General features: G+C 68.0%; 13 protein-coding genes. 8 read left to right on the forward strand and 5 right to left on the reverse strand.

The genetic code is table 11. From position 1 onward, the window contains the following. Window positions 1–186: 186 nt before the first annotated feature. Genes I2487_RS12330 through I2487_RS12340 form a run of 3 tightly spaced genes read left to right on the forward strand, consistent with a single transcriptional unit; the run spans window position 187 to window position 3,181 of the window. Complete coding sequence (locus tag I2487_RS12330; protein WP_207169607.1) at window positions 187–1,329, forward strand: Gfo/Idh/MocA family protein; 1,143 nt, start codon at window positions 187–189, stop codon at window positions 1,327–1,329. Then, on the forward strand, window positions 1,326–2,351 hold the full coding sequence (locus tag I2487_RS12335; protein WP_207169606.1) for a DUF6807 domain-containing protein: 1,026 nt from the start codon (window positions 1,326–1,328) through the stop codon (window positions 2,349–2,351). Before I2487_RS12330 ends, I2487_RS12335 begins: the two co-directional genes overlap by 4 nt. Beyond that, window positions 2,351–3,181 (forward strand): cupin domain-containing protein, encoded by an 831-nt coding sequence (locus I2487_RS12340; RefSeq protein ID WP_207169605.1) that lies wholly within the window; start codon window positions 2,351–2,353, stop codon window positions 3,179–3,181. The genes I2487_RS12335 and I2487_RS12340 overlap by 1 nt, the downstream gene beginning before the upstream one ends. An 84-nt stretch (window positions 3,182–3,265) precedes the next feature. Here the strand turns inward: I2487_RS12340 and I2487_RS12345 are convergent, their stop codons facing one another. Together I2487_RS12345 and I2487_RS12350 are read right to left on the reverse strand one after the other, a co-directional pair. Next, the gene (locus tag I2487_RS12345; RefSeq protein ID WP_207169604.1) at window positions 3,266–3,874 is read right to left on the reverse strand and encodes a CbiQ family ECF transporter T component; all 609 of its coding nucleotides are present in this window, start codon (window positions 3,872–3,874) and stop codon (window positions 3,266–3,268) included. 70 nt (window positions 3,875–3,944) lie between these two features. Continuing rightward, the gene (locus I2487_RS12350; protein ID WP_345941424.1) at window positions 3,945–4,592 is read right to left on the reverse strand and encodes a biotin transporter BioY; all 648 of its coding nucleotides are present in this window, start codon (window positions 4,590–4,592) and stop codon (window positions 3,945–3,947) included. Between the two features lie 191 nt (window positions 4,593–4,783). Here I2487_RS12350 and I2487_RS12355 point away from each other — a divergent pair, with 191 nt between their 5' ends. The 3 genes from I2487_RS12355 (at window position 4,784) to ilvA (ending at window position 8,597) form a co-directional block, all read left to right on the forward strand. Continuing rightward, a complete protein-coding gene (locus I2487_RS12355) occupies window positions 4,784–5,695 on the forward strand; it encodes a Bax inhibitor-1/YccA family protein (protein WP_207169603.1) in 912 nt (303 codons plus the stop codon). A 146-nt stretch (window positions 5,696–5,841) separates the two neighbouring features. Then, a complete protein-coding gene (locus tag I2487_RS12360; protein ID WP_207169602.1) occupies window positions 5,842–7,314 on the forward strand; it encodes an AI-2E family transporter in 1,473 nt (490 codons plus the stop codon). Beyond that, complete coding sequence (gene ilvA, locus I2487_RS12365; RefSeq protein WP_207169601.1) at window positions 7,311–8,597, forward strand: threonine ammonia-lyase; 1,287 nt, start codon at window positions 7,311–7,313, stop codon at window positions 8,595–8,597. The genes I2487_RS12360 and ilvA overlap by 4 nt, the downstream gene beginning before the upstream one ends. A gap of 125 nt (window positions 8,598–8,722) precedes the next feature. Here the strand turns inward: ilvA and greA are convergent, their stop codons facing one another. From greA to I2487_RS12380, 3 genes are all read right to left on the reverse strand, one after another. Further along, the gene (greA, locus tag I2487_RS12370) at window positions 8,723–9,223 is read right to left on the reverse strand and encodes a transcription elongation factor GreA (RefSeq protein ID WP_084479677.1); all 501 of its coding nucleotides are present in this window, start codon (window positions 9,221–9,223) and stop codon (window positions 8,723–8,725) included. A 146-nt stretch (window positions 9,224–9,369) separates the two neighbouring features. Next, complete coding sequence (locus tag I2487_RS12375) at window positions 9,370–10,227, reverse strand: molybdate ABC transporter substrate-binding protein (RefSeq protein ID WP_207169600.1); 858 nt, start codon at window positions 10,225–10,227, stop codon at window positions 9,370–9,372. 71 nt (window positions 10,228–10,298) lie between these two features. Next, window positions 10,299–10,736, reverse strand: coding sequence for a DUF4307 domain-containing protein (locus I2487_RS12380; protein ID WP_207169599.1), 438 nt, complete (start codon window positions 10,734–10,736; stop codon window positions 10,299–10,301). 236 nt (window positions 10,737–10,972) lie between these two features. On the opposite strand from I2487_RS12380, the gene mca reads away from it, so the two are divergent. Both mca and I2487_RS12390 read left to right on the forward strand, forming a co-directional pair. Beyond that, complete coding sequence (mca, locus tag I2487_RS12385) at window positions 10,973–11,830, forward strand: mycothiol conjugate amidase Mca (RefSeq protein WP_207169681.1); 858 nt, start codon at window positions 10,973–10,975, stop codon at window positions 11,828–11,830. 193 nt (window positions 11,831–12,023) lie between these two features. Further along, the gene (locus I2487_RS12390) at window positions 12,024–12,317 is read left to right on the forward strand and encodes a hypothetical protein (protein ID WP_207169598.1); all 294 of its coding nucleotides are present in this window, start codon (window positions 12,024–12,026) and stop codon (window positions 12,315–12,317) included. Window positions 12,318–12,371: the final 54 nt, after the last annotated feature.

The following is a 12,371-nucleotide window of genomic DNA, read 5'->3' on the forward strand; positions in this document are numbered from 1 at the left end:
TGCTCCTCGGCGGGCTGCGGGGCCGGATCTCGGCCGCCAGGACGATCCTCGCACATAGGTTCAGCACTCGGACCGTGTCAATGTGTTGACAGTCACACCACAGAGTCAATAACCTCAGGTGGAACACTCAGAGTGATCGTTCACATTCGGGGATGAATCACCTGCCACAGTCACCGAGGAGACCGCATGTCTGAGACCGTACACTCCGGCCGCCGCGCCAAGATCCGAGCCGGGCTCATCGGCGCCGGCGGGATCGCGACCATCGCCCACCTGCCCACCTTGAAGGCCCACGCGGATCGCGTGGAGGTCGTGGGCATCGCCGACCTCGATCCTGATCGGGTCAGCCAGGTCGCCGATGAGTGGGGGATCGCAGGCCGATATCGCTCCGCGCAGGAGCTGCTCGATGCGGAGTCTCCGGATCTGCTGATCATCTGCACCCCGCCCTCGGCGCATAAGGACGCGGCCATCCAAGGTCTGCAGGCCGGCGCCTGGGTCTGGTGCGAGAAGCCGCCGGTGCTGACCCTGGCTGAGTACGATGCGGTCGCCGCCGAGGAGATCGAAGGGGGACCCTATGCGTCCTACGTCTACCAGCACCGCTTCGGCTCCGGCGCGAAGACGCTGAAGAAGCAGGTCGCCGAGTCGACCCTGGGCCGCCCGCTGGTCGCGCTGTGCAACACCCTCTGGTACCGGCCACACGCCTACTATGACGTGCCCTGGCGGGGGAAGTGGGCCACCGAAGGCGGGGGCCCCGCGATGGGTCACGGGATCCACCAGATCGATCTGCTCCTGGAGGTCCTCGGGGAGTGGACCGAGATCACCGCGGTGGCCGAGCAGCTGGACCGCGACATCGAGACCGAGGACTTCTCCTCCGCCATCGTGCGCTTCGCCAACGGTGCCATCGCCACCGTGGTGACTTCCGTGATCTCCCCGCGGGAGGTCTCCTACCTGCGCTTCGACTTCCAGGACGCCACCGTGGAGGTGGAACACCTCTACGGCTACGACAACAGCTCCTGGACCTGGACCCCGGCGCCGCATGCCGCCGAGGACCTCGCGGCCGTGGAGGCGTGGTCGCCGCAGGAGAACGTGCCCTCCTCACACCGACAGCAGCTTGCCGAGCTGCTGGACTCCATGGAGGCCAAGGTCCGGCCGCGCGCCTCCGGGGAGGAAGGCCGCCGCACCCTGGAGTTCATCGCCGCGCTGTATCAGTCGGCGGAGACCGGAAGGTCCGTGAAGCGCGCAGACCTGCGCCAGGAGGGCGCCTATTACACCGCGATGCACGACGAGTCCTATATCTACGGAGATCTACGGAAAGCAGAACTGACCCGATGAGCACCGATCAGCAGCACACCGAGTCCGCGCCCGTCAGCCCCGCCGCCCACGCCACCTCCAGATCAGCCGCCTCCGCTCCGAGCCGGGTCGCCCAGTTCGAGGTCAGCCCCAGGTTCGAAGTGACCCCGGGGGAGAAGCAGATCGCGGTGACCGCCGCCGGGACCGAGATCCTGCGCTATGTCACTCACCCCGACTCCCCGCAGGAGGAGGCTCCCAAGCCCTACCTCTACCCGTTGCGGTTCCTCGACGGCGGCGAGGCCTCGGTCCGCCGCCCCTGGGACCACCGCTGGCACACCGGCCTGCAGTTCACCTGGTCCCACGTCGCGGACCAGAACTTCTGGGGCGGCCCGACCTTCGCCGCCGAGGACGGCTACAAGATGCGCGGGAACCTCGGGAGGATGAACCACACCGGGTTCAGCACGCAGCCCTCCGGCGGAGACGAGGTCAGCTTCGATGAGACCTTGGAATGGATCACCTCTCGCGGCGAGCACTGGTTCGACGAGCACCGGGTCCAGCGCGTGCACTCCCTGGACCCCGCCCGTGGCATCTGGGCCATCGACCTGACCACCGAGCTCACCAACGTCTCCGGTGAGACCCTGCCGCTGGGAAGCCCGACGACGGCGGGGCGCCCCAATGCCGGATACACCGGCTGGTTCTGGCGCGGGCCTCGGTCCTGGAGCGGCTGCCAGGTGGTGAACTCCAATGGGGCCGAAGGGGAGGAGAACACCATGGGCCAGGTGGCCGACTGGGTCGCCTTCTCCTCGGAGCACGACGACCTCGACGGCGGCGGCACCATCATGGCCTTCGCCGGCACCTCCGAGTGCGCCGGGACCCGGCTGCCGCCGATCAAGTGGTTCACTCGCACCTCGATCTTCGCGGTGGCGAGCCAGTCGCCGGCCTTCGACGAAGAGATCCACCTCGAGGCAGGCGCCACCCTGCGGCTGCACCACCGCTTCGTCTTCATCGCACGGGTGCTGGAGCCGGAGGAGCGGACCCAGATCGGACAGGAGTTCGCGCTCTGATGAACAACCAGACGCCGGCACATGGACCGGGGCAGACGCCCGCACGGACACCGGGATCGAGCCCGGGGCAGGCCCGGGGCTCGATCCCGCCGGCCCGCTCGCTGCCGCGGTTCCCCGGTGGGACCTCGTTGAGTCAGCTGTGCGTCTATGACTGGGAGACCTCCGACGGGCTCCACGGCGGATCCCCGCATCTGCACACGCTCTCCACCGAGGCCTATGTGGTGACCTCCGGTCGCGGCGAGGTCCACACCATCAGCTCAGCCGGTCCGGCCGTGGATGCGCTCGCCGCCGGGTCGCTGCTCTGGTTCACCCCGGGCACGGTGCATCGGCTGGTCAACCACGACCAGCTTCAGCTGCAGGTCATCATGTCCAATGCCGGTCTGCCCGAGGCCGGGGATGCGGTGCTGACCTTCCCCGAGGAGATCCTCGCCGATCCGCAGCGCTACCGCGACGCCGTCGCGCTGCCCGCCGAGGGTGATGAAGCCGCCAGTGCCGAGGCGGCTCGGGCCCGGAGGGATCTGGCCATCGAAGGTTATGAGCAGCTGCTGGGCAGGATGGAGGCTCAGGGGCAGGAGGCCATGCAGCGCTTCCATGGGCTTGCTGTGGACCTGGTCCGTCCGCGGGTGGGGGACTGGCAGCGGATCTGGGAGCACAGTGTGGAGGCCGAGACCGAGCGCACCCGGGCTCAGCTGCTCGCGCTGGGTGCTGGGGACGGCGCGCATCTGCAGGAGGCTGCGGTCATCCGCGGCGAACCCCGTCCGGAGCCGCGGCTGTGGGGAATGTGCGGGCGCCTGCAGACCTGGACCGGGGAGGATCTCGAGCAGCACTGACCCAGACTCATCCGGATTCAGCCGGACCCAGCCGGACCTAGCCGGAATGAATGGAATTCAGCGCTGCACCCAGCAGGCCCGGGGTCAGCGGACTCCGCGCGCAGCCAGTGCTTCGGCGGTCTCCTCGGCATGGCGCAGGCTCATCACCAGCAGCGGCAGCACCGTGGCGCGCGGGGTGGGGCGCATTCCACGCGCCCGCTGCGCCTCGCGGATCTCGGCGTAGAAGGAAAGGATCAGCGGCACCGAGCGGATGGTCAGGGACAGTGCCAGGGAGATCCGCTCCGCGCTGAGCCCCAGCCGCAGCAGCAGCGGGTCTACCGGTCGCAGGAGGCGCTCGAAGCTGGAGAGGATGTCCGAGGTGGCGGTGGTCAGCGTGAACAGGGCGGCCATCAGCACCACGGCAAGCACCCGCGCCACGTTGAATCCCGTCTCGGCGGGGGTCAGGAAGATCAGCTGGGGGATGATCAGCACCAGAGCCAACCACTTGAGCCGCCAGAGCTGGGCCAGCAGGCCGCGGAGTCCGACCCCGGAGAGCAGGAAGCCGGTGAGGGTGAGCGCCCAGACTCCCAGCAGCACCGCGAGGTTCTCACGAAAGATCGAGGCGATGAGCGCGGCCAGGAAGATCCCGAGGAACTTCGCCCCCACCGGCAGCCGGTGCAGGTACGAGGTGCCCGGCTGGTAGAGCGGGATCACCGGTGCGCCCCCACGGCTGGTGTTGTCCTCGACGGTGGTGTTCGCGAGGGTGGTGTTCGCGACGGTGGTGTCACCGCCGGCGCCTGCGCGCGTAGGTGAACGGTGCCGGGTAGGCGCGGGCCAGGGAGTGGGTCAGCGTCACCGCGATCGCCGCCTTGATGGCGTCACCGGGCAGGAATGCGAGGTTGATCAGCGCGGCCTGTTCCAGGCTGAGTCCCATCTGGAATGCCATGACCGGAAGGCCGCAGGCGTAGACGACCACGATCCCGCCGAGCGCCGTGCCCACGATGGTGCGCCAGACGCGCAGCGGCCAGGAGGCCTGGGTGATCAGTCCCACCAGGAAGGCCCCGGGGATCCAGCCCAGCGCGAAGCCGGCGCTGGGTCCGGCGAAGGCGCCCAGGCCGCCGGAGCCGTGAGCCAGCAGCGGCAGTCCCGCCGCGACCAGCACATGGAGCAGAACGATGGCGCCGGCTCCGCGCCACGGTCCCAGCACGGCGCCGGCGAGCATCACGCCGAGCGTCTGCAGCGTGATCGGGACCCCGCCGGCCAAGGGGATGGCGGGGAGCTGGCCCAGCACCGCGACCAGGGCCGCGAACATCGCCATCTGGGCGATGCTGCGCACCCCGGTGCTGGGCGCGGCGGGGGCAGCGGCACCGGAAGACCCCGGGGCGGAGGGTGAGGCGGCTGATGCGGAAGGCGCAGAAGATCTGTTGAACACCGTTCAAATATAGCGTCTCCGATCGACTGTCGTCCGCTGGCGGCAGATTCCCGGGTAATCTCCAGCTGAGCCGGGGCCATGGCGCTAGAATATGGAGGGACTCGTCTCTCGTGGGACCGGCCGGATAGCCGTGACCTGCGGGGACAGACGATGAGACATCCACCCGAGCACCGATAGGAGTGCGGTCACACATGTCCAATCCCATCTTCAACACCGGTGCCTTCCCTGACCAGTTCAGCGAGAAGAAGCGCGAGCGGCGCCGGTTCTATATGAATGACCAGGGCGTGACGGAGCAGTCGCGCCAGAGTTCCTCCCAGGGCCAGCCCTTCGCCGCCCAGTACGGCATGCCCGGCCAGCAGACCGGCGGTGCCGGTGCGGATCAGCTGAACCGTCAGTACAACCTGCCCGACGCCGCGGGCTCTCAGGGCGCGGCGATGACCTATGACGACGTCATCCGCAAGACCGTCACCAGCTTCGCCGTCGTGCTGCTCGGCGCGGCCGGAGCGGTGGCGCTCGGTCTGGTGATGCCCGGCGCGATCATGGGGCTGGCGCTGGTCGCCGCCCTGGCCGGCTTCGGCCTCGGCCTGGCCAACGCGTTCAAGAAGGAGCCGAACCCGGCCCTGATCCTGGCCTACTCGGCCACCCAGGGCTTCTTCCTGGGCGCCTTCACCATGGTCATGGAGACCATGTTCCCCGGAATCGCCGTGCAGGCGGTCATGGCCACGCTCGCGGTCTTCGGCACCGTGCTGGCGCTGTTCAAGTCCGGCAAGGTCCGCGCCACCCCGAAGCTGAACAAGATGTTCTTCGTCGCGATCATCGGCTACGCGGTGTTCTCGCTGATGAACTTCGGTCTCGTGATGTTCACCGATATCGGCATGTTCGGCCTGCGCGCGGGCTGGATGGGTGTCGCCATCGGTGCCTTCGCCATCCTGCTGGCCACCTACTCCCTGGTCATGGACTTCACCAACATCCAGGAAGGCGTGGAGGCCGGTGTGTCGCAGAAGTACGGCTGGGCCGCAGCCTTCGGACTCACCGTGTCCCTGGTGTGGCTCTACATCGAGATCCTGCGCGTGATCGCGATCCTGCGGTCGATGGCTGAATAGGAACGCCCGAGAACCGAGTCCGTTCACACGCCGCACAGCGCCGAGGAACTGACTCCCCGCAATAGATGACGGGCCCGCCCGATGCCGCGAGCATCCGGCGGGCCCGTCGTCGTTTCACCCCCTGGTTGCCATGGCAGGATGTAGCAATGAACACTGTTGAAAAGCTCGAGCTGATGGAAGAGGACGTGCCTCCCCGGATGGCCGAGGAGCAGCGGATCCAGGACGATGTGCCCTGGGGCATCCGGATCGCTGCCGCCTGGTCCTGGCGCGTCATCATCATCCTGCTCTTCGTGGGCGTGCTGATCTGGCTGCTCAGCCACATCTCGCTGCTGCTGATCCCGCTGCTGGTCGCCGCCCTGCTGGCCACGCTGCTGCGCCCGCTGCACAACCTCTTCGTGAAGTGGAAGTTCCCGCGCGTGGTCGCGGCGATCACCACGCTGCTGGTGCTGATCGGCTTTGTCGCCGGACTCCTCACCCTCGTCGGACAGCAGCTGGTCACCGGTTTCGCCGAGATGGCCACCCAGGTCCAGGAGGGCCTCTTCGAGCTGGTCACTCTCGCCGAGGAGACCGCGGCAGGCTTTGGCATCGAGATCTCGACCGATCAGATCAACCAGGGTCTGGAAGAGGGCCTGACCTACCTGCAGGACAACTCCGACGCGATCCTCGGCGGAGCCATGGCGCTGGGCTCCACCGCAGGCAACATCGTGGTCGGCGGCATCCTGGCCCTGTTCACCCTGATCTTCTTCCTGGCCGATGGCCGCAAGATCTGGGATTTCCTGGTCTTCTTCGCCCCCGGCAAGCACCGCCCCGCCATCCACGGCGCCGGCCGTCGCGGCTGGACCGCGCTGGGCTCCTATATGCGCGTGCAGGTCTTCGTGGCCGGCGTCGACGCCGTCGGCATCGGCGTCGGTGCGGCACTGCTGGGCGTGCCGCTGGCGCTGCCGGTGGCCGTGCTGGTCTTCTTGGGCTCGTTCATCCCGATCGTCGGTGCCGTGGTCACCGGCGCCGTCGCCGTGATCCTGGCACTGGTGGCCAACGGACTGGGCAACGCGCTGCTGATGGTCGGCGTGGTGCTGCTGGTCCAGCAGATCGAGTCCAACATCCTGCAGCCCATCGTGATGGGCAAGGCTGTGCGGCTGCACCCGCTGGCAGTGATCCTCGCCGTGACCGCCGGCACCACCCTGCTGGGCATCGTCGGGGCACTCTTCGCGGTGCCGGTGCTGGCCTTCGTCACCCGAGCCGCGCGCTACCTCGTCAAGGAGGAATGGCGCGGCGACCCCGAGGCCAAGGAGATGGAGAAGCTGGAGAAGGAAGAGGCGATCAAACGCGCCGCCCAGAAGGAGGTGCAGGAGGCCGAGGAACAGGCCTCGCTGGCGAACATCACCCGCAGACTCAAGGAGACCATCCCAGGGCTCGACCCCGAGAAGCGCGGCTTCGGACGCCGGGGAGAGTCCTCCGAGGGGCAGGTGACCCGCACCGAGACGCACACGGCTGCCGGCACCCGGCCGCGTCCCGACGCCGAGGAGACCGACCACGGCACAGCAGCGCCGTCGGGAACCGAGACTCGAACCCAGACCCGAGACGACACCCGGTCTGAGGAGGGGGGTACAAGAGCATGACACGGATCCAGCACCATCCCGAGGCCCAGGACCGCCCGGGCGCCCAGCTGAGCGTCCAGATCGAGGACATCGAAGCCGCCCAGAAGCTGCTCGCCGACATCATCGTGCGCACCCCGATGGAACATTCCCGGGCGCTGGGGCGCATGGTGGACGCCACGGTGCACCTGAAGGCGGAGAACCTCCAGCGCGCCGGCTCCTTCAAGGTGCGCGGGGCCTATGTGCGCATGGCGCGGCTCTCCGAGGAGGAGAAGTCTCGCGGCGTCGTCGCGGCCTCGGCGGGCAATCACGCCCAGGGCGTGGCCCTGGCGGCGAAGAAGCTGGGCATCACCGCCAAGATCTACATGCCGCACGGTGTGGCGCTGCCGAAGCTGGCCGCCACCCGGGACCACGGCGCCGAGGTCATCCTGCACGGCTCCAACGTGGACGAGGCGCTGGCCGAGGCGCAGCGACACTCGGATGAGACCGGCTCGGTCTTCATCCACCCGTTCAACAACACCGACGTCGTCGCCGGACAGGGGACCATCGGCCTGGAGATCCTGGAGCAGGAGCCCGAGGTCGACACCGTGATCATGGGCATCGGCGGTGGCGGCCTGCTGGCCGGCTCGGCCGTGGCGATCAAGCAGCAGGCCGCGAGGCTGGGGCGAGAGGTCAAGATCATCGGCGTCCAGGCCGAGAACGCCGCCGCCTACCCGCCCTCACTTGCCGCCGACGCGCTGGTCCCGATCAAGGGGGTGCGCACCATCGCCGATGGGATCGCCGTGGGCCGTCCCGGTGAGATCCCGTTCGAGATCATCAAGGACCTGGTCGATGAGGTCGTGACGGTCAGCGAGGACGCGATCGCCCGCGCGCTGATCTTCCTGCTGGAGCGCTCCAAGATGGTCGTGGAGCCCGCAGGCGCCGTGCCGGTGGCCGCGCTGATGGAGGGCAAGCTCGCCGAGCTGGGCATCAGGTCCAAGAACGTGGTGGCCGTGCTCTCCGGCGGAAACATCGACCCGATGCTGATGCTGCGCGTGATCCAGCACGGTCTCTCCGCGGCCGACCGGTTCCTCACCGTGAAGCTGATGCTCAAAGACCTTCCCGGTGAACTGGCCACGATCTCTCAGATCATCGCAGATGCCGACGCAAACGTCACCGGGGTCGACCACAGTCGGATCGGAGGTGCGCTCTCCATGGGTGAGGTCTCGATCGTGATCAACATGGAGACCAAGGGTGCCGAGCACTCCGAGCGCGTGCTCAACCGGCTGCGCGCCCAGGGCTACGAGCCCATGGTCCCGCAGCACTGAGGTCAGCGCCCGGCCGCCTGGCCGGCCCCGGCCCGGAGGCGCCCCGCACGACGACGGCGGCGGCCCCCTCCCTGAGAAGTCTCAAGGTTCGGGGGCCGCCGCCGTCGTGTTGCTGGGTGTGGGTCTCAGCCGCCGAAGGGCTCGGCGGAGAGGATCTCCACCGGGATGTCCTTGCCGTTGGGCGCTGAATAGCTGAGCTTGTCTCCGGGCTTGGCGCCGTTGATCGCCTCGCCGATGGGGGAGCGCTCGGAGTAGACCTCGAGGTCGGTGTCTCCGGCGATCTCGCGATTTCCGAAGAGGAACTTCATGGTGTTGCCAGCGATCTTGGCCTCCACGAGCATTCCGGGCACCACGGTGTCGCCGGTGGGAGCCTCGCCGACGTAGGCGTTCTCCAGCAGGTCCTTGAGGTAGCGGATGCGTGCCTCAGCCTTGCCCTGCTCTTCCTTCGCGGCGTGGTAGCCGCCGTTCTCCTTGAGGTCTCCCTCTTCGCGAGCAGACTCGATGCGGTCAACGATCTCCTGGCGACCGGGTCCGCTGAGGTGCTTGAGCTCGCCTTCCAGCCGGTCGTAGGCCTCCTGGGTCAGCCACTGAGCGTTCTCGTCGATCTCGGGGGTGTGCGTTGACACGGTTCATCTCTCCTTATTCATGCAAAGACCCCGCCGGAGGTCGGCATGGTGCTTCGGCCCTTCAGCCCGGAACATGCCTCGGCGGGGTGTTGATGCGTTCCCCACATGCTAGTGGGGGCGCTCCGGATTCTCAATCAGGACCGTGACTATTCTTCGGAACTGGCCCCAGCTTCCGCGACAGGGGCGGGAAGGAAGCCTGCTCCGCTGAAGGCTGAACGTGCCTGTTCCCCGGAGAGGATCCCGAAGAACTCATCGGCAGCTCCGGAGTTCTGTGGATCGGCGAGCACCCCCGCCCAGACCTGCGTGGTGTGGTGCTGGAACTGCGGGATCTCGAAGGTCTGCAGCGCTGCGTCCTGGGCGAGCACGTCGGTGACGTAGGCCAGAGCAACATCGCTCTCGCCCCGAATGAGGTTCTGCAGGGGGTTCTCCGGCTCAGCGGAGAAGCCTGCGCGGGAGACAGGGGGATCTTCGTGCTTCAGGTCCAGATCGAAGGCGCCGGAGAGTTCGGTGATCTGCTCGGTGCAGGGTGCGTCCCCGGTGCAGGTGCTCACCCTCAGCTCGGAGGATCGGGCGGAGAAGTCCTCGAAGTCCACTATGTCTGAGGGGTTCTCCGCCGTGGCGACCAGCACCAGGCGGTTGCTCGCCATCGGGAGCGGGTCGCCTTCGATGCTGCCCTGACGCCTGAGCGCCTGCATCTGCTCGCGTGAGGCGGTGAGCACGAGGTCGGCCTCGGGCCCGGAATCGATCTCGCGCTGCAGCGCCTCGGCGTCGAGGTATTCCACCTGGGTGGAGATGCCGCTCTGGCGTTCCTGAAGGTCAGTCGCGAGCCCCTCGAGCGCGGGTTCCGTGGAGGGTGCCGCGAGCACGTTCACGCTGCGGCCCTGCTCTGCGTTGATCCCTGCCGCAGGGCTGCAGGCGCTGAGCACGAAGGCGGCGACGAAGCAGAGCAGCAGCACGAGCGCGATCACGCCGCGAAGTCGGAAGAAGAGAGAGTCGGGTTTCATGGACAGGTCCCTATAAGGGTGTGGAGCCCGTCTGCTAGAGCTCTATGGGTGATGCAAGTCGTGCGCGGCGGTCATTCGACCTGCCAGCATGAGTCCACCACTCCGGTGACTCCGCGGGACTCGGTCCGCAGATCGGTGCGGTAATACTCGCTGCGGTCTCCTGCGCTCGACCCCTCGTGGGGACCGATGGTGACCACCCGCGCTCCGACGACCGCGTAGCTGTTGTCCAGCACGTGGATCATGCATTGAACCGTAGCATCCTGGTCCTTGGAGACTTCGAAGTCCACCGAGGCCTCGGTGTCGGAGGTGATCGTGTAGCCGACGTCGTTGTGGGTGAGCTGGCCGACCGCGTTGCCTACGGTGAAGTAGAGGATCGCCCCGAAGGCCAGAACCAGCGCGCCCAGGATCATCCAGCGCTGAGACTTCCCCGACGCGCTGCGCCTCGGGGCGCCGTAGCGGGACTCCAGCTCGGTGGAGGCCGCGGCGTCGGTGGTGCTGGACTCAGTCATCAGGACTATTCTAGGTGCTTATGCAGAGCTCACACCGCACCTTCACCCAGAAGTCCTCGACGGACCGCGCCCCCCGCTCCTCGGGTCCGCTGAATTCCCGCACCGGGCACGCCGGCGGCGCCCATCATGGCGACGGCGGCAGCCCCGAGGTCGGGGCCGGGATCAGCACCGAGGTGGTGGCGGCGGCGGTGGACGGGGCCAAGGCGCAGGGCCTTCCGCGATCCTCTGGTCTGCGCATGCTGGCCGTGCATGCCCACCCCGACGACGAGTCCTCCAAGGGTGCTGCCATGATGGCCGCCTATGCGGCCGCCGGGGCTGAGGTCATGGTGGCCACCGCCACCGGTGGCGAGCAGGGCGACCTGCTGAACCCCGAGGCCGGCGAGATCCTGCAGACCCACCGCGACCTCCCCGGCGTGCGCCGGATGGAGATGGCCGAGGCCGCCAAGGCGCTGGACATCTCCCATGTCTGGCTGGGCTTCGCCGACTCCGGGCTGCCCGAGGGCGACCCGACGCCGCCGCTGCCCTTCGGCAGCTTCGCGACCCTGCCGCTGGAGCAGGCCGCCGCTCCGCTGGTGCGCCTGATCCGACGCTTCCGGCCGCATGTGATCCTCTCCTACGACGAGGTCGGCGGGTACCCGCACCCGGATCACATCATGAGCCACAAGATCACCGTGGAGGCCTACCGGGCCGCAGGAGACCCCACGCAGTACCAGGGCCTCGGCGAGGCCTGGGAACCGCAGAAGCTCTACTACGACCGGGCCTTCAATCCAGGCCGGTTCGAGGCGATCCATAAGGCCCTGATCGAGGCCGGGCACACGTCCCCCTATGAGGACCGGCTGCTGCGCTTCCGGGATGGGTCGCTGCCCTGGATGACCGAGCATGAGGTCACCACCCAGATCCCGGTGGGCACCTTCCTGGAGCATCGCGACCGCGCGCTGCGCGCCCACCGGACCCAGGTCGAGCCCGACGGCTTCTTCTTCGCCACCCCGAACGACTTCCTGCGCGAGGTCTGGCCCTATGACGACTACGTCCTGGTCGATTCCCGGGTGGAGACGGAGCTGCCGGAGCATGACCTCTTCAGCGGTCTGCGCTGAGGCCTTGGTTCCTCGCCGGATTTCTACAACGCGTAGACTTGACTCACCGGTCGCCCTCGGCGGCGCCCGGATAAGCCCGGTCCACCAGGACTGACGACGTTCAAAGGCAGAGACACCTGTGGTTCTAATTCCCTCGGTCAACAATCCGTGGCCAGGTGGGGGCGGCGGTGACGCCCCCGAGCTCCGTCCTGGGTTGGAAGAGGCTGACATCACCCCGGGGATCGAGGGCTTCCTCTTCACCGCCCTGGTCGTGGTGCTGCTCATCGTGGTGGTCCGTGACCTGGTCAAGCGCATGCGTCGGATGAAGTACAGGGCGCAGGTGGAGGCCGAGTACGGCGAGGACGAGGCGGAGTTCCCCGGTGAGATCACCGAGGCCGAGATCTCAGCCTCCCAGCAGCGCTCCCGCGACGCCGCGGCCGAGGCCCGCTTCGGCCCGACGCCGACCGCCCCGCCCACCGAGAACGAGCCCCAGCCCCCCGCCCGCTGACCCGGAGCCCTTCCCCCCCCTCGTCGAGGGGCTGATTTCGCGAGCAGTTGAGTG

The organism is Nesterenkonia sp. E16_10 (genome assembly GCF_017347085.1).
Lineage (GTDB): Bacteria > Actinomycetota > Actinomycetes > Actinomycetales > Micrococcaceae > Nesterenkonia.